This is a genomic window from Herbaspirillum sp. SJZ106 (genome assembly GCF_006715495.1).
GTDB lineage: Bacteria > Pseudomonadota > Gammaproteobacteria > Burkholderiales > Burkholderiaceae_D > Herbaspirillum.
In genome coordinates this window covers 133,623-158,845 of record NZ_VFNI01000007.1, presented here as the reverse complement: position 1 = coordinate 158,845, position 25,223 = coordinate 133,623, and the positions used below count along the sequence as shown (strand labels likewise).

The window sequence follows — 25,223 nt, the reverse complement described above, 5'->3', positions numbered from 1 at the left end:
CTTCTTCCATTGGAACCGGGTCCGCTTAACGCGGAGTCATGCCGCCTTTGAAATTAGCCTTGCGAAGCAACGATTCGTACTGCTGCGACATTACATAATTCTGCACCTGAGCCATGAAGTCCATGGTCACGACCACGATGATCAAGAGCGATGTGCCACCGAAGTAGAACGGCACTTTCCAGCGGGCAATCAGGAACTCGGGCAACAGACAGACCAGCGTGATATAGACCGCACCAGCCAGTGTCAGACGCGTCAGGATCTTGTCGATGTAACGCGCCGTCTGGTCGCCCGGGCGGATACCCGGAACAAATGCACCACTCTTCTTCAGGTTATCTGCCGTTTCCTTGCTGTTGAACACCAGCGCGGTATAGAAAAAGCAGAAGAACACAATGGCCGCCGCATACAACAGAGCATGGATCGGCTCGCCCGGCGCCATCGATGCCGCCAGATCCTTCAGGAAACGAATGAAGGGATTCGACGTGTCGCCCGACGTAAACCAGCTGGTGATCGTCGCCGGGAACAGGATGATCGACGATGCGAAGATCGGCGGGATCACGCCTGCCATGTTCAGCTTCAGCGGCAAATGGCTGCTTTGGCCGCCGTAGATCTTGTTGCCGACCTGACGCTTGGCATAATTGACCAGGATCTTGCGCTGGCCGCGTTCGATGAACACCACCAGGAAGGTCACCAGCGCCACGATCACGCAAATCAGGATCGCCGACAAGGCGCTCATCGAACCCGTACGGACCAGTTCGAACAAACCACCCAGAGCATTCGGCAAACCAGCCGCGATACCAGCGAAGATGATGATCGAGATGCCGTTGCCCAGACCACGTTCGGTAATCTGCTCACCCAGCCACATCAGGAACATCGTGCCGGTAATCAGCGTCACCACGGTAGTCAGGCGAAACGCCAGGCCCGGATCCAGCACCAGGCCGGCTTGCGACTCCAGCGCCACTGCAATGCCCAGCGCCTGGAACGTCGCCAGCACCAGGGTGCCGTAACGCGTGTACTGCGTGATCTTGCGACGACCGGCTTCACCCTCTTTCTTCAACGCCTCCAGCTGCGGCGAAACTACCGACAGCAGCTGCATGATGATCGATGCCGAGATGTACGGCATGATCCCCAGTGCGAAGATCGTGAAACGCGACAGAGCACCACCGGAGAACATGTTGAACATGCCCAGGATGCCGCCCTGGTTCTGCTTGAACAATTGGGCCAGCTGCGTCGGGTCGATACCCGGAACCGGGATATGCGCACCGATGCGATAGACGACCAACGCTCCCAGCAGGAACCACAAACGGCCCCATGGGAAGCCTTTGGCGGCGCCTTTCGCTATTTGAGGAGTAGTTGCCAATTAATGCTCCGAGCCCGGATCACTCGCCAACAGAACCGCCAGCGGCTTCGATTGCAGCCTTGGCACCCTTGGTAGCGATCAGGCCCTTGACGGTTACCTTCTTGGTCAATTCGCCAGCCTTGATGATACGCACGACACGCGCCAGTTCCGACACGAGGCCGGCTTGCTTGAGTGCCAGCACATCGATCTCGGCGACGGGCAGTTTTTCCAGGTCCGACAGGCGCACTTCAGCCTTGTACGGCGTTGCCAGCGACTTGAAGCCGCGCTTGGGCAGACGACGTTGCAAAGGCATCTGGCCGCCTTCGAAACCGACCTTGTGGAAACCGCCCGAACGCGATTTCTGACCCTTGTGGCCGCGGCCGGCAGTCTTGCCCAGGCCCGAACCGATACCACGACCGACGCGACGCTTGTAGTGCTTTGCGCCTTCTGCGGGTTGGATTGTGTTTAATTGCATGATTCGCTCCGTTCGCAAGCTGACGCTTACGACACCACTTTCACAAGATAGGACACTTTGTTGATCATGCCGCGCACCGATGGGGTGTCTTCCAGCTCGGCAACCGAGTTGACGCGACGCAGACCCAGACCGCGCACGGTTGCGCGGTGATCCTGACGAGTACCGATCAGACCCTTGACCAGCTTGACTTTGATTGTGTTAGCCATCTGAATCACCTTAGCCCAGGATTTCTTCGACCGACTTGCCGCGCTTGGCAGCAACTTCAGCCGGAGTGTTCATCTTCGACAGACCGTCGAGGGTAGCACGCACCATGTTGTAGGGGTTGGTCGAACCGGTCGACTTGGCCACCACGTTGGTCACGCCCATCACTTCGAAGATCGCGCGCATCGGGCCGCCGGCGATCACGCCGGTACCGTCCTTGGCCGGCGACATCAGAACCGACGATGCGCCGTGCTTGCCGATCACGGTGTGATGCAGGGTGCCGTTCTTCAAGGTGACCTTGATCATCTTGCGGCGGGCTTCTTCCATTGCCTTCTGCACGGCGACAGGCACTTCCTTCGACTTGCCCTTGCCCATGCCGATGCGGCCATCGCCGTCACCAACCACTGCCAGCGCAGCGAAACCCATGATACGGCCGCCCTTCACCACCTTGGTGACGCGGTTGACCGCGATCATCTTTTCGCGCATGCCGTCATCAGGCTTGTCGCTTTGCGTTTTCGATTGCATTTTTGCCATGATGATTATCCTTAGAACTTCAGGCCGGCTTCACGCGCAGCTTCAGCCAACGCCTTGACGCGACCGTGATAACGGAAACCGGAACGGTCGAATGCGACTTCGGTCACACCCGCCTTCAGGGCCTTTTCCGCAACGCGCTTGCCGATCAGTGCCGCGGCAGCGGCGTTGCCGCCCTTGCCCGACTGGCCAGCCAGCTGGGCGCGAACTTCCGCTTCCAGGGTGGAGGCCGAAGCCAGCACGTTTGCATCAGGACCGATGACGCTGGCGTAAATGTGCGTATTGGTACGATGCACGGCCAGGCGATTGACCTTCAGTTCTGCGATCTTGGCACGAGTTTGCGTCGCGCGGCGCAGACGAGATTGTTTCTTATCCATCATCAACCCCTATTACTTCTTCTTGGTTTCTTTGAGCGTCACCACTTCGTCAGCGTAGCGAACACCCTTGCCCTTATAGGGCTCGGGTTCGCGGTACGCGCGAATTTCTGCGGCGACCTGGCCAACCACCTGGCGATCGATACCCTTGATCAGGATTTCGGTCTGGGTCGGGGTCTCAACCTTGATACCTGCAGGCATCTGGTGAACGATGGGGTGCGAGAAGCCCAGCGACAGGTTCAGCTTGTCGCCTTGCGCCTGTGCACGGAAGCCCACGCCAACCAGCGTCAGCTTCTTTTCGAAACCCTTGGTGACGCCGTTGACCATGTTGTTGACCAGGGCACGCAGGGTGCCGGACATCGCATTCGCTTCACGGCTGTCATCAGCCACTTCGAAGCTCAGCGAGCCATTGTTGTTTGCCACCTTGACCTTGTTGGTCAGCGGCTGCGTCAGCGAGCCCAGCGGGCCCTTGACGGTGATGTGCGCTGCAGTGATGGTCGCTTCCGCGCCATTCGGCAGTGCAACAGGCATTTTACCTACACGAGACATCTTGCACTCCTTAGGCCACGTAGCAAATCACTTCGCCACCGACACCGGTTGCGCGTGCTTTGCGGTCAGTCATCACGCCGCGCGGGGTGGACACAATCGCCACGCCCAGGCCATTCATGACGTTCGGGATATCGTCCTTGCCCTTGTAGATGCGCAGACCCGGACGGGACACGCGCTCCAGGCGCTCGATAACCGGACGGCCGGCGTAATACTTCAAACCGATTTTCAATTCAGCCTTGCCTTCAGCGGCAACAACGGCGAAATCTTCGATATAACCCTCGTCCTTGAGGACGTTGGCAATGGCTACCTTCACTTTGGAAGACGGCATGACGACGGTAGTCTTGTTCACGCCTTGCGCATTGCGGATACGGGTCAGCATATCGGCGATAGGATCGCTCATACTCATTGCTTCTTCTCCTATTACCAGCTAGCTTTGGTCAAACCCGGGATTTCGCCGCGCATGGCGATTTCACGGACCTTGATACGGCCCAATCCGAACTTGCGGAAAGTACCACGGGGACGGCCTGTCAGTGCGCAACGATTGCGCTGACGGGTCGGAGCCGAATTGCGCGGCAGCGCCTGCAGCTTCAGGCGAGCTTCGTAACGCTCTTCTTCCGACTTCGATTGGTCGTCGATAACAGCCTTCAACTCGGCGCGCTTGGCGGCGTACTTCTTCACCAGTGCAGCGCGCTTTTGTTCACGGTTAATCAGTGCCAGTTTTGCCATGGCATCCTCAGTTTCTGAACGGGAATTTAAATGCGGCGAGGAGCGCTTTCGCTTCGTCGTCGGTCTTCGCAGTCGTGGTAATGCTGATATTCATGCCACGCAGCGCATCGATCTTGTCGTACTCGATTTCGGGGAAAATGATCTGCTCTTTCACGCCGATGTTGTAGTTGCCACGACCGTCGAACGCACGACCCGACACGCCACGGAAGTCACGCACGCGCGGCAGGGCCACGGTGATCAGACGATCCAGGAATTCGTACATGCGCGCGCCACGCAGGGTCACCATGCAACCGATGGGGTAACCTTCACGGATCTTGAAACCCGCGATCGCCTTACGCGCCTTGGTCACCACCGGCTTCTGGCCGGCGATCTTGGTCAGATCGCCCACTGCGTGCTCGATGATTTTCTTGTCCGCTACCGCTTCCGACAGACCCATGTTCAGGGTGATCTTCAGGATGCGCGGAACTTCCATTGCCGACTTATACGAATACTTCGCAGTCAGGTCAGCAACGACTTTATCTTTATAGAACTGTTGAAGACGTGCCATGATGATTAAACCTTAACGACTTCGCCGCTCGACTTGTAGGCGCGGACTTTCTTGCCGTCCACTTCCTTGTAAGCCACACGATCTGCCTTGCCGCTAGCTGCGTTGAACAACGCAACGTTGGACACATGAATTGGCATCAGCTTATCGACGATGCCGCCAGTTGCACCAGTCATCGGGTTCGGGCGGGTTGCCTTCTTAGCGACGTTGACGCCTTCCACAATGACATAATCGGCGCTGACGCGAGCAGCCACGACACCGCGCTTGCCCTTGTCTTTGCCGGTCAACACGATGACTTCATCGTTTTTACGAATCTTTGTCATGACCACTCCTTACAGAACTTCAGGCGCCAGGGAGACGATCTTCATGAAGCGCTCCGTACGCAGCTCACGAGTCACCGGCCCAAAGATACGGGTGCCGATCGGCTCGAGCTTAGCGTTCAGCAGGACAGCTGCATTACCATCGAACTTGACCAGAGAACCATCCTGACGACGGACACCCTTTGCGGTGCGCACGACGACAGCGTTATAAATTTCACCTTTTTTGACGCGACCACGCGGAGCTGCGCTCTTAACAGTAACCTTGATCACGTCGCCAATGCCCGCATAGCGGCGCTTGGAACCACCCAAGACCTTGATGCACAGGACTTCGCGCGCACCAGTGTTGTCGGCCACTTCGAGCCGGCTTTCAGTTTGAATCATGATATTTTCTTTCCCAACTTAATCCGCCGTGCACAATGCAGAAGCGGTCAGTCTTGGTCCTGTTAGCAAGCGAACTCGCTAGTTAGGGGACGAATTTAGCTACTTTTTTGACTCTTCCTGCAGGCAGGGCGCAGCAAGAAGAGAGCTCGATATTATGGCAGCATAATATCGAGCGCGCAAGGACTACTTAACTACTTATACGATTTGTGCTTCTTGTACAACGCGTGTCACGGTCCAGGCTTTGGTCTTGGAGACCGGACGGCCTTCCTGGATCTCGACAGTGTCGCCGGCCTTGGCCGTGTTCGACTCGTCATGCGCATGGTACTTCTTGGTGCGCACGATGATCTTGCCGTACAGCGGGTGCTTGACGTGACGCTCGATCAGGACGGTAACAGTCTTGTCCATCTTGTCGGACACAACTTTGCCAATCAGCGTGCGCTTGAGCGCTTGTTTCACTTGATCGTTCATTGTTGACCATCCTTCGAGTTGATCACAGTTTTCACACGCGCGATGTCGCGACGTACTTTCTTCAGCTGTGCGGTATTGTTCAGTTGCTGGGTTGCAATTTGCATGCGCAGGCTGAACTGGGCCTTCAACAATTCGCCCAGTTCCTTTTCCAACGATGCCTTGTCCTTACCGCGGAGTTCAGATGCTTTCATGTTCCGCTCCTAATTATTGACCGACTTGACGAACAACGAAAGTCGTCGACAGCGGCAATTTGGCAGCAGCCAAACGGAACGCCTCGCGCGCCAGAGTTTCGTCAACACCGTCCATCTCGTACAGTACCTTGCCTGGCTGGATTTCAGCCACGTAGTACTCCGGGTTGCCCTTGCCGTTACCCATACGCACTTCAGCAGGTTTCTGGGAGATCGGCTTGTCCGGGAACACGCGGATCCAGATACGGCCACCGCGCTTGATGTGACGGGTCATCGCGCGACGTGCGGCTTCGATCTGACGGGCGGTAAGACGGCCACGGCCGACTGCCTTCAGACCAAAGTCGCCGAACGACACGGCGGTTCCGCGGGTGTGCGAAATGCCGGTATTACGACCCTTTTGTTCTTTACGATATTTTCTACGTGCTGGTTGCAGCATGATTATTCTCCTGCTTTCTCAGCCGACACACCGGCATCGGCAGCTTGAGGACGTCCACCGCGCTTCGCGCCGGCGCCAGGAGCGCCAGTCTTCGAGCGGGGACGAGCACCCGGCTTGCCGTCGTCACGACGCGGACCACGACGCTTCTTGTCGTCGTCCAGTTCGCCGACCAGCACCGGAGCTTCGCCGTTTGCCAGGCGGTCGCCCTTGTAGACCCACACCTTGACGCCGATGATGCCGTAGGTGGTTTCAGCTTCGCCAAAACCGTAGTCGATATCGGCACGCAGGGTGTGCAGGGGCACACGGCCTTCGCGGTACCATTCGGTACGGGCGATTTCGATGCCGTTCAGGCGACCCGACGACATGATCTTGATGCCTTGTGCACCCAGGCGCATGGCGTTCTGCATCGCACGCTTCATGGCGCGACGGAACATGATGCGCTTTTCCAGCTGCTGGCAGATCGAATCGGCGATCAGTTGGGCATCGGCTTCCGGCTTGCGGATTTCCTCGATGTTGACGTGCACGGGCACGCCCATCAGCTTGGCCAGTGCGGTCTTCAGCACTTCGATGTCTTCGCCCTTCTTGCCGATCACAACGCCCGGACGGGAGCTGTAAATGGTGATGCGGGCGTTCTTCGCCGGACGCTCGATCACGACGCGGCCAACCGAAGCGTTCTTCAGTTTCTTCTTCAGGTAAGCACGGACCTTCAGGTCCTCGTTGAGCATGTCGGCAAAGTTGTTATTGCCTGCATACCAGCGCGAGCCCCAGTTACGTGTAACCGCCAGACGGAAACCGGTTGGATGAATCTTCTGTCCCATCGTGACTCCTTAGTTTCCGACGGTCACGTAGATGTGACACGATTGCTTGGAAATACGATCACCACGGCCCTTCGCACGCGCTGTGAAGCGCTTGAGGACCGCACCCTTTTCCACATAAATGGTCTTGACCTTCAGCTCGTCAATGTCAGCGCCATCATTGTGTTCGGCGTTCGCGATTGCGGACTCCAGAACCTTCTTGATGATCGCCGCGCCCTTTTTGGGGCTGAAAGCCAAGATATTCAGTGCCTGATCAACTTGTTTACCGCGGATCAGGTCTGCAACCAGGCGGCCCTTCTGGGCCGACAGGTGCACACCGCGCAGAGTAGCTTTAGTTTCCATCATAGGACCTTATTTCTTAGCCTTCTTATCGGCAGCGTGACCCTTGAACGTACGGGTCAGCGCGAATTCGCCGAGCTTGTGACCAACCATGTTTTCCGACACATAGACCGGCACGTGCTGCTTGCCGTTATGCACCGCGATCGTCAGGCCGATGAAGTCCGGCATGATCGTCGAACGGCGCGACCAGGTCTTGATCGGCTTCTTGTCCTTTGTCGCCTGGGCGGTTTCCACCTTCTTCACCAGATGCGCGTCGCAGAACGGACCTTTTTTCAATGAACGTGTCATGTTTTATCCCTTATTTCTTGCCGCGACGCGAGACAATCATCGAAGTCGTACGCTTGTTGCTACGAGTCTTCTTGCCCTTGGTCTGCTGACCCCACGGCGAAACCGGGTGACGGCCAGCCGCAGTCTTACCTTCACCACCACCGTGCGGGTGGTCGACCGGGTTCATGACCACACCGCGAACGGTCGGGCGGATACCGCGCCAACGCGTCGCACCGGCCTTGCCGATCTTGCGCAGGTTGTGCTCGCCGTTGCCGACTTCGCCGATGGTGGCGCGACATTCGATGTGAACGCGACGCACTTCACCGGAACGCAGGCGAACCTGGGCGTAGGTGCCTTCACGCGCCATCAGTACCACGGCAGCGCCGGCGGTACGGGCGATCTGTGCGCCCTTGCCCGGCAGCATTTCCACGCAGTGGATGGTGGTGCCGACCGGAATGTTGCGGATCGGCAGGGTGTTGCCCGACTTGATCGGCGCTTCCGAGCCGCTGATCAGCGAATCACCCACGGTCAGGCCCTTGGGAGCGATGATGTACTTGCGCTCGCCGTCCGCGTAGCACAGCAATGCGATGTGCGCGGTACGGTTCGGGTCGTATTCGATACGCTCGACCTTGGCAGGAATACCGTCCTTGTTGCGACGGAAGTCGACAACGCGGTAATGCTGCTTGTGGCCACCGCCGATGTGGCGGGTGGTGATGTGACCGTTGTTGTTGCGGCCAGCGGTCTTGGACTTCTTTTCGACCAGCGATGCCAGCGGACGGCCCTTGTACAGGTCGGGATTAACGACCTTGACCATACCGCGCCGGCCGGGCGAGGTCGGCTTAACTTTTACGAGTGCCATTATTTAGCCTCCTCGGTGAAGTTGATCTCTTGACCCGGCTTCAGGCTGACGAAGGCGCGACGGGTGTGGTTGCGACGGCCCATGGTCTTGCCGGAGCGCTTTTGCTTGCCCTGGCGGTTTGCCACTTGCACGGACTCGACTTCCACCTTGAACAGCAGTTCGACAGCGGCCTTGACTTCCAGCTTGGTTGCATCCTTGGCGACCAGGAAAACGACTTGCTCGTTCTTCTCGGCCACGAAGGTTGCCTTTTCAGAGATGACCGGCGCCAGCAGCACCTTCATCAGGCGCTCTTCGCTATGTTTCACGATTGCGTTCATGCCAGCAACTCCTCAATCTTTGCCAGAGCCGACTTGGTGATCAAGATATTCTTGAAGTACACCAGCGACACGGGATCAGCTTGACGCGGCTCAACCACCAGCACGCCCGGCAGATTGCGGGATGCCAGCAGCAGGTTCTCGTCCAGGCTGTCGGTGATCACGAGCACCGAATCCAGGCCCATGCCCTTCAGCTTCTGGGACAACAGCTTTGTCTTCGGCGCTTCGACGGCGAAATTCTCAACGACCGACAGGCGGCCTTCGCGTGCCAACTGAGACAGGATCGAGCAGACGCCTGCGCGATACATCTTCTTGTTGACCTTGTGCGTGAAGTTTTCGTCGGGCGAGTTCGGGAAGATGCGACCACCACCGCGCCACAACGGCGACGAGGACATACCGGCGCGTGCGCGGCCGGTACCCTTTTGGCGCCAGGGCTTCTTGGTGGTGTGACTGACTTCTTCACGATCCTTTTGCTTGCGGTTGCCGCTGCGAGCATTCGCTTGGTAGGCAACCACGACCTGATGGATCAGGGCTTCGTTGTAGTCGCGGCCGAAAATGGTATCCGGTGCGGCGACGTTCGAAGCAGCTTGACCTTGGTCATTCAGGAGCTTCAGTTCCATTGATCAGGCCCCCTTCTTCGCTTTGACTTTGACTGCGGGCGAAACGATCACTTGACCGTTCTTGGCGCCGGGAACGGCGCCCTTGACCAGCAGCAGCTGACGTTCGGCGTCGACACGGGCGATTTCCAGGTTCTGCACCGTGGTGGTGACATCGCCCAGATGGCCGGTCATGCGCTTGCCCGGGAACACGCGGCCCGGATCCTGCGCCATACCGATGGAGCCAGGAACGTTGTGCGAACGGGAGTTACCGTGGGTCGCGCGACCCGACGAGAAGTTGTAACGCTTGATGGTACCGGCGTAGCCCTTACCGATCGAGACGCCCTGGACGTCCACTTTCTGACCGGCTTCGAACATGCCGATGCCCACGACCTCGCCTGCCTTCAATTCGGCAGCCTTGGCGGCGTCAACACGGAATTCTTTGAGAACGGTACCAGCTTCAACGCCAGCTTTGGCGTAGTGGCCGGCAGCGGCTTTGGTCACGCGGGAAGCGCGACGCTGACCGAAGGTCACCTGAACAGCGGAATAACCATCCACTTCAGGCGTTTTGATTTGTGTCACGCGGTTGTTGGACACGTCCAGCACGGTCACAGGGATCGAATCCCCATCTTCCGTGAAGATGCGCATCATACCAACCTTGCGACCAACAAGGCCCAGGCTCATTGTTTTCTCCATTCCCGCCTGCGATTGGGCGGGGCTGATGTTCGTACTACCAATAATTGCGGGCTCTGCAGACGCAAAACCCACATCGAAGCCGAGCATTATAGCCCGGAATAAAAAAGCGCACAACCATAGGTTGTGCGCTTTTCCAACACATTGCCTGCTTTTATTGCAGCTTGATTTCTACATCAACGCCAGCGGGCAGGTCCAGCTTCATCAATGCGTCAACCGTCTTGTCGGTCGGATCGACGATATCCATCAGGCGCTGATGGGTACGGATTTCGAACTGGTCGCGCGAAGTCTTGTTGACGTGCGGGGAACGCAGGACGTCAAAACGCTGGATGCGGGTCGGCAGAGGAACCGGGCCCTTGACGACGGCGCCGGTACGCTTGGCGGTGTCGACGATTTCCAGTGCGGACTGGTCGATCAGACGATAGTCGAATGCTTTGAGACGGATACGGATTTTTTGGCTAGGAACCGACATGATTTTCCTTTAAAGAACGAACCGGGGATGGGATCATCCCCGGCGATGGTGAAAATTGCTACAGGTATTGCGATCCGACAATCAGTCGAAGATCTTGGCGACGACGCCGGCGCCGACGGTACGACCGCCTTCACGGATAGCGAAACGCAGGCCTTCTTCCATCGCGATCGGGTTGATCAGTTGCACGGTGATCGACACGTTGTCGCCCGGCATGACCATTTCCTTGTCCTTCGGCAGTTCGATCGCGCCGGTCACGTCCGTGGTACGGAAGTAGAACTGCGGACGGTAGTTGTTGAAGAACGGGGTGTGACGGCCGCCTTCGTCCTTCGACAGGACATAGATCTCGCCGGTGAAGTGCTTGTGCGGCTTGATCGAACCCGGCTTGGCCAACACCTGGCCACGCTCCACGTCTTCACGCTTGGTGCCGCGCAGCAGCACGCCGACGTTGTCGCCAGCTTGACCCTGGTCCAGCAGCTTGCGGAACATTTCCACGCCGGTGCAGGTGGTCTTCTGGGTGTCGCGGATACCGACGATTTCGATTTCTTCGCCAACCTTGACGATGCCGCGCTCGACACGACCGGTCACCACGGTGCCGCGGCCCGAGATCGAGAACACGTCTTCCACCGGCATCAGGAAGGTACCGTCAACGGCACGTTCCGGCGTCGGAATGTAGCTGTCCAGCGCTTCGGCCAACGCCATGATCGCCTGCTCGCCCAGCGGACCCGTGTCGCCTTCCAGCGCCAGCTTGGCCGAACCCTTCACGATTGGCAGGTCGTCGCCCGGGAACTCGTACTTCGACAGCAGTTCGCGCACTTCCATTTCCACCAGCTCCAGCAGCTCGGCGTCGTCCACCATGTCGGCCTTGTTCAGGAACACGATGATGTAAGGAACGCCAACCTGGCGCGACAGCAGGATGTGTTCGCGCGTCTGCGGCATCGGGCCGTCTGCGGCCGAGCACACCAGGATCGCGCCGTCCATCTGCGCTGCACCGGTAATCATGTTCTTGACGTAGTCGGCGTGGCCGGGGCAGTCAACGTGCGCGTAGTGGCGGTTTGCAGTTTCGTATTCGACGTGCGCGGTGTTGATCGTGATGCCGCGCGCCTTTTCTTCCGGTGCCGCGTCGATCTGGTCATATGCCTTCGCTTCGCCGCCGAACTTCTTCGACAGGACGGTCGCAATCGCTGCGGTCAGCGTGGTCTTGCCGTGGTCAACGTGGCCAATCGTGCCCACGTTCACGTGCGGCTTGGTCCGCTCAAACTTGCCTTTTGCCATTTTAGATTTCCTTCAAGGAACGAATGTTTGCTTAACGTTAAACAGTGATCCGCCCCACACGGGACGGATCGATACTTTCTCGACTTACTTGACCTTACTTGGCCTTCGAAGTGACGATCGCGTCGATCACGTTCTTGGGCGCTTCGGAGTAGTGCTTGAATTCCATCGAGTAGGTTGCGCGGCCTTGCGTGGCCGAACGCAGCGTCGTCGAGTAACCGAACATTTCCGACAGCGGGACTTCAGCCTTGATGATCTTGCCGCCACCGCCGGCGATTTCATCCATGCCCTGCACCATGCCGCGGCGGGACGACAGGTCGCCCATCACGGTACCGGCGTAATCTTCCGGCGTTTCCACTTCGACCGCCATCATCGGCTCCAGGATCACCGGGCTGGCGCGACGGCAACCTTCCTTGAACGCCATCGAACCGGCCATGCGGAACGCGTTTTCGTTCGAGTCCACATCGTGGTACGAACCGAAGAACAGCGTGACCTTGACGTCAACCACCGGATAACCGGCCAGCACGCCGGTGTTCAGGGTTTCGCGAACACCCTTTTCCACCGCCGGGATGAATTCGCGGGGGACGGTGCCGCCCTTGATCGCGTCGACGAACTCGAAGCCCTTGCCGGCTTCTTGCGGCTCGATCTTCAGCACGACGTGGCCGTATTGGCCGCGGCCGCCCGACTGCTTGACGAACTTGCCTTCGGACTCTTCGCAGGTCTTGCGGATGGTTTCGCGGTAGGCAACCTGCGGCTTGCCGACGGTGGCTTCAACGTTGAATTCGCGCTTCATGCGGTCGACGATGATGTCCAGGTGCAGCTCGCCCATACCGGCGATGATGGTCTGGCCCGATTCTTCGTCGGTACGCACGCGGAACGACGGATCTTCTGCGGCCAGGCGGTTCAGGGCCAGGCCCATCTTTTCCTGGTCGGCCTTGGTCTTGGGCTCGACGGCCTGCGAGATCACCGGCTCAGGGAAGACCATGCGCTCGAGCACGACCACGGACTTGTCGTCGCACAGGGTGTCGCCGGTGGTGGTGTCCTTCAGACCCACGACAGCGGCGATGTCGCCTGCCAGCATTTCCTTGATTTCTTCGCGCTGGTTGGCGTGCATCTGGACGATACGGCCAATGCGTTCCTTCTTCGACTTCACCGAGTTCAACACGGTGTCGCCCGAGTTCAGGGTGCCCGAGTAGCAGCGGATGAAGCACAGCTGGCCGACGAACGGGTCGGTAGCGATCTTGAACGCCAGGGCGGAGAACTTCTCGTCGTCCTTGGCTTCGCGCACGACCGGCTCGTCGTCTTCGTTGAGGCCCGGAACCGGCGGGATGTCGACCGGCGACGGCAGGTATTCGATCACGCCGTCCAGCATGGCCTGCACGCCCTTGTTCTTGAATGCGGTGCCGCACATCATCGGGACGATTTCGCCCGAGATGGTGCGCTGGCGGATCGCGCCCTTGATTTCGGCTTCGGTCAGGTCGCCTTCTTCCAGGTACTTGTTCATCAGGTCTTCCGACGCTTCGGCGGCGGTCTCGACCAGGTTTTCGCGCCACTTCTGGGCTTCAGCCTTCAGGCCTTCCGGAATGTCGCGGTAGTCGAACTTCATGCCCTGGCTGGCGTCGTCCCAGTAGATCGCGCGCATCTTGACCAGGTCGATCACGCCTTCGAAGTTTTCTTCGGCGCCGATAGGCACTTGCATCGGGATCGGGTTGGCCTTCAGGCGAGCGCGCATCTGCTCGTACACCTTGAAGAAGTTGGCGCCGGTACGGTCCATCTTGTTGACGAATGCCAGACGGGGAACCTTGTACTTGTTGGCCTGGCGCCACACGGTTTCCGACTGCGGCTGCACGCCGCCGACTGCACAGTAGACCATGCAGGCGCCGTCCAGGACGCGCATCGAGCGCTCGACTTCAATGGTGAAGTCGACGTGGCCCGGGGTATCGATGATGTTGATGTGGTGGGCCGGGAAATTGTTCGCCATGCCCTTCCAGTAACAGGTGGTGGCAGCCGACGTAATCGTGATGCCGCGCTCTTGCTCCTGCTCCATCCAGTCCATGGTGGCGGCGCCATCGTGCACTTCACCGATCTTGTGGTTCACGCCTGTGTAAAACAGCACGCGCTCGGTCGTGGTGGTTTTACCTGCATCGATGTGCGCGGAAATACCGATATTGCGGTAGCGCTCAATGGGGGTCTTGCGAGCCATGATTTATTCCTAAGTCTTTAATGCACGAAACCGAGCGTCAATTTTTTCAAATAAACGCTCGGCTCGAACCAATTCAGATATAGACAAGGGCCCTGCCGATGCAACGAGGGCCCCGTCCTGTCTTTGTTAGAAGCGGAAGTGCGAGAACGCCTTGTTCGCTTCAGCCATACGGTGAACTTCATCCCGCTTCTTCATTGCGCCGCCGCGGCCTTCGGCCGCTTCCATCAATTCGCCGCCCAGGCGTTGCGGCATGGACTTCTCGCTGCGCTTGTTGGCGGCTTCACGCAGCCAACGCATCGACAGGGCCATACGGCGCACCGGACGCACTTCAACAGGCACCTGGTAGTTGGCGCCGCCAACGCGGCGCGACTTGACTTCAACCATCGGCTTGCAGTTGGCCAGCGCGGCGGCGAACACTTCCAGCGGGTCCTTGCCGGACTTTTGCTGGATGTGGTCAAACGCGCCATAGATGATGTTTTCGGCAACCGACTTCTTGCCCGACAGCATCAGGACGTTGACGAACTTGGCGACATCAACATTGCCGAACTTCGGATCCGGCAGAATTTCCCGCTTGGGGACTTCACGACGACGTGGCATTTCAATTCCTTTCAATCTTCAGTTGAGTGGGCGAACCCTGAGACTTCGCTTTCAACATCGCCTGCACTCGCGGAGACCATCATGATCTCCACTTACTCGGCCCATTCCGGACCGACACTTTTACCAGGCGACTAGCGCCATGATAAAGACCAATTATTACTTCTTCGCTGCCTTGGCGCGCTTGGCGCCGTACTTCGAGCGGGCTTGCTTACGATCCTTGACGCCCTGGGTATCCAGTGCACCGCGAACCATGTGGTAACGCACACCCGGCAAGTCCTTCACACGGCCGCCGCGGATCAGCACGACGCTGTGTTCTTGCAGGTTGTGGCCTTCGCCGCCGATGTACGAAATGACTTCGAAACCGTTGGTCAGGCGTACCTTGGCGACCTTACGCAGCGCGGAGTTCGGCTTCTTCGGGGTGGTGGTGTAAACGCGGGTGCAAACGCCGCGTTTCTGCGGGCTGTTTTCCAGCGCCGGCGATTTGCTCTTCACGATCGCGGAGACGCGTGGTTTGCGAATCAGTTGATTGATGGTTGGCATCGTTTTAATCCAACAAAGTACGACATTGAAAACAGGTTCCGGAAACGGTTGCCCGGAACCACACAAGAAACTTGCGCGAGAGAAACTGCGCGTTTCGATTTAAGACCGGGAGGGAGATAAGCGTCGCAACAGCGAAACTTCAGACCAAAGAACGCATAAGCCCGGGCGAGCCTAAATTCGAGAACTCGCGAGTATATGCCTGAAAGGCCATTTGGTCAACCCGGTCGGGCCTTTTACCCTGTTGGCAGGCTTTCTGACGCCAAATTACGACGTTTGGCATATGTCAATCAAGCAACATTGGACAGTCTGCCGCCCCGGATAAAAAAACGGCACCGGAAGCTATTCCGGTGCCGCTTCTGTCTTGCATGACGCTCACTCGGAGGCTGAGGCGGCCGATGCTTCCGGCCGCCTCAGGCAACTCAAGCTTCGCCTTCGTTGCCGCCGCCAATGGCTTCGGCCGACGGCGCTTCTTCGTTGAACACATCCGCGTGGGATGCGCGTTCGGCTTCGAGCAACGCTGCGCGCTCTTCGGCTTCCCAGACATCCTTTTCCTTGCGGGCGCGGTGGAAGGCCAGGCCGGTGCCGGCCGGGATCAGGCGGCCGACGATCACGTTTTCCTTCAGGCCGCGCAGGCCGTCCTTCTTGCCCATGATGGCCGCTTCGGTCAGCACGCGGGTGGTTTCCTGGAACGATGCCGCCGAGATGAAGGAGTCGGTCGACAGCGATGCCTTGGTAATACCCAGCAGGACGTTCTCGTAAGTCGCCGGCAGCTTGCCTTCGGCGGTCACGCGGTCGTTCTCGTCCAGCAGTTCCGAACGCTCGACCTGCTCACCGGTGATGTAGCTGGTATCGCCCGGCTCCACCACTTGCACGCGGCGCAGCATCTGGCGCACGATCACTTCGATGTGCTTGTCGTTGATCTTCACGCCTTGCAGGCGGTACACGTCCTGCACTTCGTCGACGATGTAACGCGCCAGCGCTTCGATACCCAGGAGGCGCAGGATGTCCTGCGGATCGGCCGGGCCGTCCACGATCATTTCGCCCTTGTTCACCACCTGGCCGTCGTGCACCAGCACTTGCTTGTCCTTGGTGATCAGGAACTCGTGCTTGGTGCCTTCCATGTCGGTGATTTCCAGGCGCTGCTTGCCCTTGGTTTCCTTGCCGAACGCCACCGTGCCGGTGACTTCGGCCAGCATGCCGGCGTCCTTCGGCGAACGCGCTTCGAACAGTTCGGCCACGCGCGGCAGACCGCCGGTAATGTCACGGGTCTTCTGCGACTCGGTCGGGATACGCGCCAGCACTTCGCCGACGTGCACCTGCTGGCCATCCTTGACGGTGATCAGCGCGCCGACCTGGAAGCCGATGGTCACGGCGTGCTCGGTGCCGGCGATCTTGACTTCTTCGCCTTGCTCGTTCAACAGCTTGACCTGCGGGCGCATGACCTTGGCAGCCGACGAACCGCGGCGCTTGGCGTCGATCACCACCAGGGTCGACAAGCCGGTGACTTCGTCGATCTGCTTGGCAACGGTGGAGCCTTCTTCCACGTTCTCGAACTTCACGGTACCGGTGTACTCGGTGATGATAGGACGGGTCAACGGATCCCAGGTCGCCAGTGCGGTGCCGGCCTTGATCACTAGGCCGTCCTTGACGATCAGGGTGGCGCCGTACGGCACTTTGTGGCGCTCGCGCTCACGGCCCAGGTCGTCGGTGATCAGCACTTCGCCGGAACGCGAAATGACGATCAGCTCGCCCTTGCCGTTGGTCACGTAACGCATCGCCGCGGTGAAGCGCACGGTGCCGTTGGACTTGGCTTCCACCGACGATGCCACCGCCGCACGCGAGGCCGCGCCGCCGATGTGGAAGGTACGCATGGTCAGCTGGGTGCCCGGTTCGCCGATCGACTGCGCGGCGATCACGCCCACGGCTTCGCCGGCGTTGACCAGCAGGCCGCGGCCCAGGTCGCGGCCGTAGCACTTGGCGCACAGGCCATAGCGGGTGTCGCAAGTCAGCGGAGTACGAACCTTCACTTCATCGATACCCAGGCGTTCGATCTCTTCGACCGCGTCTTCGTCCATCAGGGTGCCGGCTTCGTACAGGGTCGCCTGGTCTTCCGGATTGATGATGTCAGTTGCTGCGACGCGGCCGAGGATACGGTCGCGCAGCGCTTCGATGACTTCACCGCCTTCGACCAGCGCCTTCATCGACGCGCCGTTGGAGGTGCCGCAATCGTCTTCGATCACCACCAGATCCTGGGTCACGTCCACCAGGCGGCGGGTCAGGTAACCCGAGTTCGCGGTCTTCAGCGCGGTGTCGGCCAGACCCTTACGGGCGCCGTGCGTCGAGATGAAGTACTGCAACACGTTCAGGCCTTCGCGGAAGTTCGCGGTAATCGGCGTCTCGATGATGGAGCCGTCAGGCTTGGCCATCAGGCCGCGCATACCGGCCAGCTGGCGAATCTGCGCTGCCGAACCACGGGCGCCGGAGTCGGCCATCATGTAAATCGCATTGAACGATTCCTGCGTGGTCTTCTTGCCTTCGCGGGTGACGACGTCTTCCACCTTCAGCTGGTCCATCATGGCCTTGCCGACTTCATCGCCGGCCTTGCCCCAGATGTCCACCACCTTGTTGTAGCGCTCGCCGGCGGTCACCAGACCGGAGGCGTACTGCTGCTCGATCTGCTTGACTTCGCTTTCGGCAGCCGCGATCAGGGTCGCCTTTTGCGGCGGCACCAGCATGTCGTCCACGCAGATCGAGATACCGGCGCGGGTCGCCAGGCGGAAGCCCGACTGCATCAGCTGGTCGGCGAACACGACGGTGGCGCGCAGGCCGCACTTGCGGAACGACGTATTGATCAGCTTCGAGATTTCCTTCTTCTTCAGCGCGCGGTTGAGCACCGAGAACGGCAAGCCCTTGGGCAGGATCTCGGACAGGATGGCGCGGCCGACGGTGGTCTCGTAGCGCTTGACGGTCTTGACGAACTCGCCGGTCGCCGGATCCTTCGGATGCTCGACGATACGCACGGTGATGCGGGTGGCCAGTTCGACTTCCTTGTTGTCGTACGCGCGGATGACTTCCGACACGTCCGGGAACATCATGCCTTCGTTCTTGCCGTTGATGGCTTCACGGGTGGCGTAGTACAGGCCCAGCACGATATCCTGCGACGGCACGATCGACGGTTCGCCGTTGGACGGGAACAGGATGTTGTTGGAGGCCAGCATCAGGGTGCGGGCTTCCATCTGCGCTTCGATCGACAGCGGCACGTGGACGGCCATCTGGTCGCCGTCGAAGTCGGCGTTGAACGCCGCGCAAACCAGCGGGTGCAGCTGGATCGCCTTGCCTTCGATCAGCACCGGCTCGAACGCCTGGATGCCCAAGCGGTGCAGCGTCGGCGCACGGTTGAGCATGACCGGGTGTTCGCGGATGACTTCTTCCAGGATGTCCCAGACCACCGGCTCTTGCGCTTCCACCAGCTTCTTGGCGGCCTTGATGGTGGTCGACAGACCCATCAGTTCCAGCTTGTTGAAGATGAACGGCTTGAACAGTTCCAGCGCCATCAGCTTGGGCAGGCCGCACTGGTGCAGCTTCAGTTGCGGACCCACCACGATGACCGAACGGCCCGAGTAGTCGACGCGCTTGCCCAGCAGGTTTTGACGGAAACGGCCGCCCTTGCCCTTGATCATTTCAGCCAGCGACTTCAGCGGACGCTTGTTGGCGCCGGTCATCGCCTTGCCGCGACGGCCGTTGTCCAGCAGCGAATCGACCGCTTCCTGCAGCATGCGCTTTTCGTTGCGCGTAATGATTTCAGGCGCGCGCAGTTCCATCAGGCGCTTGAGGCGGTTGTTACGGTTGATGACGCGGCGGTACAGGTCGTTCAGGTCGGAGGTCGCGAAGCGGCCGCCGTCCAGCGGCACCAGCGGACGCAGTTCCGGCGGCAGCACCGGCAGCACTTCCATGATCATCCAGTCGGGCTTGATGCCCGAGCGCTGGAACGCCTCCAGCACCTTCAGGCGCTTGGCGTACTTCTTGATCTTGGCTTCGGACTTGGATTCCTTCAGTTCCTGGCGCAGGGTTTCCGCGTCGCGGTCGATATCGATCGAGCGCAGCAGTTCGCGGATGCCTTCGGCGCCCATGAACGCGACGAAGTCGTCGCCGTATTCTTCGTACTTGGCGGCGTAGTCGTCTTCGGACATGATCTGGCACTTCTTCAGCGGGGTCATGCCGGGATCGGTCACGACATAGGCTTCGAAGTACAGCACGCGTTCGATGTCGCGCAGGGTCATGTCCAGCACCATGCCCAGGCGGGACGGCAGCGACTTCAGGAACCAGATGTGGGCGGTCGGCGAGGCCAGCTCGATGTGGCCCATGCGCTCGCGGCGCACCTTGGCCAGCGTGACTTCAACGCCGCACTTTTCGCAGATGACGCCGCGGTGCTTGAGGCGCTTGTACTTGCCGCACAGGCATTCGTAGTCCTTGATCGGGCCAAAGATCTTGGCGCAGAACAGGCCGTCGCGCTCCGGCTTGAAGGTACGGTAGTTGATGGTTTCCGGCTTCTTGACTTCGCCGTAGGACCACGAACGGATTTTCTCGGGCGACGCCAGGCCGATCTTGATGGCGTCGAATTGTTCGTTTTGCTGAACTTGCTTGAATAGATCGAGCAGTGCTTTCATGTATCACTCCAGGTTGGCGTGAAAAACGCTAGTCCATCGATTGGCCGTTTCGTCCTGCTTAACCCTGTTCGCATCGGCGGGCGAGCCGGCGGGCCTTGCGCCCTGCGGTTCCACCGATACCGGGACAGGCGTCCACGGCCTACAACTGAGACTTCTTGGATTACTGGTATTGCTTGAATTCTTGACTGCCTGCCGACGCACCGGCGGGGCGCGGCGGCATCAGCCGCGGCGCCCCTCCTGCGCATCAGGTCATTCGCGTTCCAGGTCGATGTCGATACCCAGCGAGCGGATTTCCTTCACCAGCACGTTGAAGGATTCCGGCATGCCGGCGTCGATCACGTGGTCGCCCTTGACCAGGTTCTCGTAGACCTTGGTACGGCCGTTCACGTCGTCGGACTTCACGGTCAGCATTTCCTGCAGCACGTAGGACGCGCCGTAGGCTTCCAGCGCCCACACTTCCATTTCGCCGAAACGCTGGCCGCCGAACTGCGCCTTGCCGCCCAGCGGCTGCTGGGTCACCAGCGAGTACGGGCCGGTGGAACGGGCGTGCATCTTGTCGTCGACCAGGTGGTGCAGCTTCAGGTAGTGCATGTAGCCGACGGTGACGGTGCGCTCGAAAGCTTCGCCGGTACGGCCGTCGTACATGGTGACCTGGTTCTTCGACGGCGTCATGCCCAGCTGCTTGGCGATCGGGTCCGGATAGGCCAGATCGAGCATGCGGCGGGTTTCCTTCTCGTGCGCGCCGTCGAACACCGGCGTGGCGAACGGAACGCCCTTCTTCAGGTTGGACACCAGCTCCAGGATTTCATCGTCGCTGAACTTGTCCAGCTCTTCCTTCTTGCCCGACTCGTTGTAGATGGTGGTGAGGAACTTGCGCAGTTCTGCGACCTTGGCTTGCGCCTGCACCATCTCGCCCAGGCGCAGGCCCAGGCCCTTGGCTGCCCAGCCCAGGTGCACTTCCAGCACCTGGCCGACGTTCATACGCGACGGCACGCCCAGCGGGTTGAGCACGATGTCGGCGGGAGTACCGTCGGCCATGTGCGGCATGTCTTCGATCGGCAGGATGCGCGACACCACACCCTTGTTGCCGTGACGGCCCGCCATCTTGTCGCCGGGCTGCAGGCGACGCTTCACGGCCAGGTAGACCTTGACCATCTTCTGCACGCCTGGCGGCAGTTCGTCGCCCTGGGTCAGCTTCTTGCGCTTCTCTTCGAAGGCCAGGTCGAACTGGTGGCGCTTCTCGGCGATCGATTCCTTGATCGCTTCCAGCGCGTTGGCCAGGTCGTCGTCGGCCGGACGGATGTCGAACCAGTGGTACTTGTCCAGGTCGTCCAGGTATTCCTTGGTCAGCTTGGTGCCCTTGACCAGCTTCTTCGGGCCGCCGTTGGCGACCTTGCCGATCAGCAGGCGCTCCAGACGCTGGAAGGCGTCGCCTTCCACGATACGCAGCTGGTCGTTCAGGTCCAGGCGGTAGCGCTTGAGTTCATCGTCGATGATCTGCTGGGCGCGCTTGTCGCGCTGGATGCCTTCGCGGGTGAACACCTGCACGTCGATGACGGTGCCGACCATGCCCGAGGGCACGCGCAGCGAGGTGTCCTTCACGTCCGAAGCCTTTTCGCCGAAGATCGCGCGCAGCAGCTTCTCTTCCGGCGTCAGCTGGGTCTCGCCCTTCGGGGTGACCTTGCCGACCAGGGTATCGCCCGCCTCGACTTCAGCGCCGATGTAGGTGATGCCGGACTCGTCCAGGCGCGCCAGTTGGTTCTCGGCCAGGTTCGAGATGTCGCGGGTGATTTCTTCCGCGCCCAGCTTGGTGTCGCGCGCGACCACCGACAGTTCCTCGATGTGGATCGAGGTGTAGCGGTCATCGGCCACGACCTTCTCGGAGATCAGGATCGAGTCTTCGAAGTTGTAGCCGTTCCACGGCATGAACGCCACCAGCATGTTCTGGCCCAGCGCCAGTTCGCCCAGGTCGGTCGATGCGCCGTCGGCGATGACGTCGTGCTTGGCGACGCGGTCGCCGACCTTGACGATCGGACGCTGGTTGATGTTGGTGTTCTGGTTGGAACGGGTGTACTTGATCAGGTTGTAGATGTCCACGCCGACTTCGCCGGCTTGCGCCTCGTCGTCGTTGACGCGGATCACCACACGGCCGGCGTCGACATAGTCGACCACGCCGCCGCGCAGCGCCTGCACGGTCGTGCCCGAGTCAACCGCCACGGTACGCTCGATGCCGGTGCCGACCAGCGGCTTTTCCGGACGCAGGCAAGGCACGGCCTGGCGCTGCATGTTGGCGCCCATCAGCGCGCGGTTCGCATCGTCGTGCTCGAGGAACGGGATCAGCGAGGCCGCCACCGATACCACCTGGCCCGGGGCCACGTCCATGTACTGCACGCGTTCCGGCGAGACCAGGATGGTTTCGCCGGCTTCACGCGCCGACACCAGTTCGTCGGACAGCTTGCCGTCGGTGATGGTGGCGTTGGCCTGGGCGATCACATAACGGCCTTCTTCGATGGCCGACAGGTAGTCGATCTGGTTGGTCACCTGGCTGTTCTCGACCTTGCGGTACGGGGTTTCCAGGAAGCCGTATTCGTTCAGGCGGGCGTACAGCGCCAGCGAGTTGATCAGGCCGATGTTCGGGCCTTCCGGCGTTTCGATCGGGCACACGCGGCCATAGTGGGTCGGGTGCACGTCGCGCACTTCGAAGCCGGCGCGTTCGCGGGTCAGGCCGCCAGGGCCCAGGGCGGAAACGCGGCGCTTGTGCGTGATTTCCGACAGCGGGTTGGTCTGGTCCATGAACTGCGACAGCTGCGACGAACCGAAGAATTCGCGGATCGCGGCCGAAATCGGCTTGGAGTTGATCAGGTCGTGCGGCATCAGGTTGTCCGCTTCGGCCTGACCGAGGCGTTCCTTGACGGCGCGCTCGACGCGCACCAGGCCGGCGCGGAACTGGTTTTCCGCCAGTTCGCCCACGCAACGCACGCGGCGGTTGCCCAGGTGATCGATGTCGTCGACTTCGCCGCGGCCGTTACGCAGTTCGACCAGGATCTTGATGACCGCCAGGATGTCCTCGTTGGACAGGGTCATGGTGCCGGTCAGCTCGTCGCGGCCGACGCGACGGTTGAACTTCATGCGGCCCACGGCCGACAGGTCGTAGCGGTCTTCGCTGTAGAACAGGCCGTTGAACAGCGCTTCCACCGATTCTTCGGTCGGCGGTTCGCCAGGACGCATCATGCGATAGATCGCAACACGGGCAGCGGTCTGGTCGGCGGTGTCGTCGGTGCGCAGGGTCTGCGAGATGTAGCCGCCCTGGTCGAGGTCGTTGGTGTACAGCGTCTGGATGGCCGAGATGTTGGCTTCGCGCAGCTTGGCCAGCAGTTCTTCGGTCAGTTCGTCATTGGCGCTGGCGATGACTTCGCCGGTGTCGCCGTCGACGATGTTCTTGGCCAGCACGCGGCCCAGCAGGTAGTCCTCGGGAACCGAGATGTGCTTGATGCCGGCGGCTTCGATGTCGCGCACATGCTTGGCATTGATGCGCTTGTCCTTGGCCACCATCACCTTGCCCGACTTGTCGGTGATGTCGAAACGCGCGACTTCACCGCGCAGGCGCTCGGAGACGAACTCCATGTCGGCGCCTTCGGCGTGCAGGTTGAAGTTGTCGAACACGAAGAAGTTCGCCAGGATCTGCTCGGACGTCATGCCGATGGCCTTGAGCAGGATCGTGACCGGCATCTTGCGGCGACGGTCGACGCGGAAGAACAGGATGTCCTTCGGATCGAATTCGAAGTCCAGCCAGGAGCCGCGGTAAGGAATGATGCGCGCCGAGAACAGCAGCTTGCCCGACGAGTGCGTCTTGCCGCGGTCGTGTTCGAAGAACACGCCCGGCGAACGGTGCAGCTGGGACACGATCACGCGCTCGGTGCCGTTGATGACGAAGGAACCGGTGGTGGTCATCAGGGGCAGTTCGCCCATGTAGACTTCCTGTTCCTTCATTTCCTTGACGACCGGCTTGGTCGGCGATTCACGGTCCAGGATCACCAGGCGCACCTTGGCACGCAACGGCGAAGCGAACGTCAGGCCGCGCTGCTGGCATTCCTTGACGTCGAACGGGGGAGCGCCCAGCACATACGACAGGAATTCAAGACGCGCAAAACCATTGTGCGAAACGATGGGGAAAATCGAGGTGAAGGCAGATTGCAGGCCTTCGTTCTTACGGCTCGACGGTAAAGCGTCGGACTGCAGGAACGTCTGGTACGACTCGATTTGAGTCGCAAGCAGAAACGGAACGTTGTGGACGTTTGCGCGCTTCGCGAAGGACTTGCGAATGCGCTTCTTCTCAGTAAATGAGTAGTGCATGGACACTCCGTGAGTGACAGGAAGGATAGATAGTTCAAGACTCGATTCGCACCGTGCGGCCCGAAGGCACTGGAAACCGGTATCTCAAATCTTCAAGTGTCAACCCTTGGTTTTTGCCCGAATCGCGCTTAATATTCCGGGCAACGGAAGATTGCAGCGCATCAAAATCGAACAAAAATAAGAAACGACAAAGGAGCCAAAGCCGAATCCCTTTTTCAAGGGATTCTGCACTTTGACTCCGGCGTAACAACTCGCCTTGGTTGGCAAGCAGAAATTACTTCAGTTCTGCCTTGGCGCCAGCTTCTTCCAGCTTCTTCTTGGCTGCTTCGGCGTCGGCCTTGGCGATGCCTTCCTTCAGCGGCTTCGGTGCGCCGTCGACCAGGTCCTTGGCTTCCTTCAGGCCCAGACCGGTGATTTCGCGGACTGCCTTGATGACGCCAACCTTGTTCGCGCCGACTTCGGCCAGAACAACGGTGAACTCGGTTTGCTCTTCAGCAGCAGCAGCGCCGCCAGCAGCGCCGCCAGCAGGACCGGCAACGGCCATCGCCGCAGCGGAAACACCAAACTTCTCTTCGAATGCCTTGACCAGGTCATTCAGTTCCATCACGGACAGCGCGCCTACGGCTTCCAGGATATCTTCTTTGCTAATTGCCATTTGAAACTCCTAAATTTATTTCGGTAATAACATCAGATTGGTAGTGACGCGGAAC

The 25,223-nt window shown here is 59.8% G+C and carries 29 protein-coding genes; all 29 read right to left on the bottom strand.

Annotated features, from left to right (window positions below; all coding sequences use genetic code 11):
• Positions 1–25 precede the first annotated feature (25 nt).
• The 29 genes from secY to rplL all read right to left on the bottom strand — a co-directional run bounded on the left by secY (position 26) and on the right by rplL (position 25,168).
• A complete protein-coding gene (secY, locus tag FB598_RS19305) occupies positions 26–1,357 on the bottom strand; it encodes a preprotein translocase subunit SecY (protein ID WP_141917801.1) in 1,332 nt (443 codons plus the stop codon).
• A 19-nt stretch (positions 1,358–1,376) separates the two neighbouring features.
• Complete coding sequence (gene rplO / locus FB598_RS19300) at positions 1,377–1,811, bottom strand: 50S ribosomal protein L15 (RefSeq protein WP_141917799.1); 435 nt, start codon at positions 1,809–1,811, stop codon at positions 1,377–1,379.
• 26 nt (positions 1,812–1,837) lie between these two features.
• Entirely contained in the window at positions 1,838–2,017 is a 180-nt protein-coding gene (gene rpmD / locus FB598_RS19295) for a 50S ribosomal protein L30 (RefSeq protein WP_050469963.1), read from the bottom strand.
• 10 nt (positions 2,018–2,027) lie between these two features.
• Positions 2,028–2,546, bottom strand: a complete 519-nt coding sequence (gene rpsE / locus FB598_RS19290; protein WP_141917796.1) for a 30S ribosomal protein S5 — start codon at positions 2,544–2,546, stop codon at positions 2,028–2,030.
• A gap of 11 nt (positions 2,547–2,557) precedes the next feature.
• Positions 2,558–2,920 (bottom strand): 50S ribosomal protein L18, encoded by a 363-nt coding sequence (rplR, locus tag FB598_RS19285; RefSeq protein WP_050469965.1) that lies wholly within the window; start codon positions 2,918–2,920, stop codon positions 2,558–2,560.
• Between the two features lie 12 nt (positions 2,921–2,932).
• The gene (rplF, locus tag FB598_RS19280) at positions 2,933–3,466 is read right to left on the bottom strand and encodes a 50S ribosomal protein L6 (RefSeq protein WP_141917794.1); all 534 of its coding nucleotides are present in this window, start codon (positions 3,464–3,466) and stop codon (positions 2,933–2,935) included.
• 10 nt (positions 3,467–3,476) lie between these two features.
• The gene (rpsH, locus tag FB598_RS19275; RefSeq protein ID WP_079217272.1) at positions 3,477–3,872 is read right to left on the bottom strand and encodes a 30S ribosomal protein S8; all 396 of its coding nucleotides are present in this window, start codon (positions 3,870–3,872) and stop codon (positions 3,477–3,479) included.
• Positions 3,873–3,886: 14 nt separating this feature from the next.
• Positions 3,887–4,192, bottom strand: a complete 306-nt coding sequence (rpsN, locus tag FB598_RS19270; RefSeq protein WP_050469942.1) for a 30S ribosomal protein S14 — start codon at positions 4,190–4,192, stop codon at positions 3,887–3,889.
• 7 nt (positions 4,193–4,199) lie between these two features.
• Positions 4,200–4,739 (bottom strand): 50S ribosomal protein L5, encoded by a 540-nt coding sequence (rplE, locus tag FB598_RS19265; RefSeq protein WP_141917792.1) that lies wholly within the window; start codon positions 4,737–4,739, stop codon positions 4,200–4,202.
• Between the two features lie 5 nt (positions 4,740–4,744).
• Positions 4,745–5,059 (bottom strand): 50S ribosomal protein L24, encoded by a 315-nt coding sequence (gene rplX, locus FB598_RS19260; protein WP_050469945.1) that lies wholly within the window; start codon positions 5,057–5,059, stop codon positions 4,745–4,747.
• Between the two features lie 9 nt (positions 5,060–5,068).
• Positions 5,069–5,437 (bottom strand): 50S ribosomal protein L14, encoded by a 369-nt coding sequence (gene rplN, locus FB598_RS19255; protein WP_006464924.1) that lies wholly within the window; start codon positions 5,435–5,437, stop codon positions 5,069–5,071.
• A gap of 195 nt (positions 5,438–5,632) precedes the next feature.
• The gene (gene rpsQ, locus FB598_RS19250; RefSeq protein ID WP_141917789.1) at positions 5,633–5,905 is read right to left on the bottom strand and encodes a 30S ribosomal protein S17; all 273 of its coding nucleotides are present in this window, start codon (positions 5,903–5,905) and stop codon (positions 5,633–5,635) included.
• Complete coding sequence (gene rpmC, locus FB598_RS19245) at positions 5,902–6,096, bottom strand: 50S ribosomal protein L29 (RefSeq protein ID WP_141917787.1); 195 nt, start codon at positions 6,094–6,096, stop codon at positions 5,902–5,904. Before rpmC ends, rpsQ begins: the two co-directional genes overlap by 4 nt.
• A gap of 13 nt (positions 6,097–6,109) precedes the next feature.
• Entirely contained in the window at positions 6,110–6,529 is a 420-nt protein-coding gene (gene rplP, locus FB598_RS19240; RefSeq protein WP_050469952.1) for a 50S ribosomal protein L16, read from the bottom strand.
• A gap of 2 nt (positions 6,530–6,531) precedes the next feature.
• Positions 6,532–7,347, bottom strand: coding sequence for a 30S ribosomal protein S3 (gene rpsC, locus FB598_RS19235; protein ID WP_141917783.1), 816 nt, complete (start codon positions 7,345–7,347; stop codon positions 6,532–6,534).
• 9 nt (positions 7,348–7,356) lie between these two features.
• Positions 7,357–7,689 carry a 50S ribosomal protein L22 gene (gene rplV, locus FB598_RS19230; protein ID WP_174525383.1) on the bottom strand — a complete coding sequence of 111 codons (333 nt, stop codon included), beginning with the start codon at positions 7,687–7,689 and terminating at the stop codon, positions 7,357–7,359.
• A 6-nt stretch (positions 7,690–7,695) separates the two neighbouring features.
• Complete coding sequence (rpsS, locus tag FB598_RS19225; protein ID WP_050461705.1) at positions 7,696–7,971, bottom strand: 30S ribosomal protein S19; 276 nt, start codon at positions 7,969–7,971, stop codon at positions 7,696–7,698.
• Between the two features lie 10 nt (positions 7,972–7,981).
• Complete coding sequence (gene rplB, locus FB598_RS19220) at positions 7,982–8,809, bottom strand: 50S ribosomal protein L2 (protein WP_141917780.1); 828 nt, start codon at positions 8,807–8,809, stop codon at positions 7,982–7,984.
• Positions 8,809–9,126, bottom strand: coding sequence for a 50S ribosomal protein L23 (gene rplW, locus FB598_RS19215; protein ID WP_050469957.1), 318 nt, complete (start codon positions 9,124–9,126; stop codon positions 8,809–8,811). Before rplW ends, rplB begins: the two co-directional genes overlap by 1 nt.
• Entirely contained in the window at positions 9,123–9,743 is a 621-nt protein-coding gene (gene rplD, locus FB598_RS19210) for a 50S ribosomal protein L4 (RefSeq protein ID WP_050469959.1), read from the bottom strand. Before rplD ends, rplW begins: the two co-directional genes overlap by 4 nt.
• A 3-nt stretch (positions 9,744–9,746) precedes the next feature.
• On the bottom strand, positions 9,747–10,415 hold the full coding sequence (gene rplC, locus FB598_RS19205) for a 50S ribosomal protein L3 (protein ID WP_183405897.1): 669 nt from the start codon (positions 10,413–10,415) through the stop codon (positions 9,747–9,749).
• Positions 10,416–10,566: 151 nt separating this feature from the next.
• A complete protein-coding gene (gene rpsJ, locus FB598_RS19200; protein ID WP_006464935.1) occupies positions 10,567–10,884 on the bottom strand; it encodes a 30S ribosomal protein S10 in 318 nt (105 codons plus the stop codon).
• A gap of 81 nt (positions 10,885–10,965) precedes the next feature.
• Positions 10,966–12,156 carry an elongation factor Tu gene (gene tuf, locus FB598_RS19195; RefSeq protein WP_141917755.1) on the bottom strand — a complete coding sequence of 397 codons (1,191 nt, stop codon included), beginning with the start codon at positions 12,154–12,156 and terminating at the stop codon, positions 10,966–10,968.
• Positions 12,157–12,250: 94 nt separating this feature from the next.
• The gene (fusA, locus tag FB598_RS19190; RefSeq protein ID WP_141917775.1) at positions 12,251–14,356 is read right to left on the bottom strand and encodes an elongation factor G; all 2,106 of its coding nucleotides are present in this window, start codon (positions 14,354–14,356) and stop codon (positions 12,251–12,253) included.
• 126 nt (positions 14,357–14,482) lie between these two features.
• Positions 14,483–14,953, bottom strand: coding sequence for a 30S ribosomal protein S7 (gene rpsG, locus FB598_RS19185; protein WP_079217283.1), 471 nt, complete (start codon positions 14,951–14,953; stop codon positions 14,483–14,485).
• 156 nt (positions 14,954–15,109) lie between these two features.
• Complete coding sequence (gene rpsL / locus FB598_RS19180; protein WP_008113040.1) at positions 15,110–15,493, bottom strand: 30S ribosomal protein S12; 384 nt, start codon at positions 15,491–15,493, stop codon at positions 15,110–15,112.
• A 419-nt stretch (positions 15,494–15,912) separates the two neighbouring features.
• Positions 15,913–20,160, bottom strand: coding sequence for a DNA-directed RNA polymerase subunit beta' (gene rpoC, locus FB598_RS19175; RefSeq protein ID WP_141917772.1), 4,248 nt, complete (start codon positions 20,158–20,160; stop codon positions 15,913–15,915).
• Between the two features lie 249 nt (positions 20,161–20,409).
• Positions 20,410–24,513 (bottom strand): DNA-directed RNA polymerase subunit beta, encoded by a 4,104-nt coding sequence (rpoB, locus tag FB598_RS19170; RefSeq protein WP_141917769.1) that lies wholly within the window; start codon positions 24,511–24,513, stop codon positions 20,410–20,412.
• 274 nt (positions 24,514–24,787) lie between these two features.
• Entirely contained in the window at positions 24,788–25,168 is a 381-nt protein-coding gene (gene rplL, locus FB598_RS19165; protein ID WP_141917766.1) for a 50S ribosomal protein L7/L12, read from the bottom strand.
• Positions 25,169–25,223: the final 55 nt, after the last annotated feature.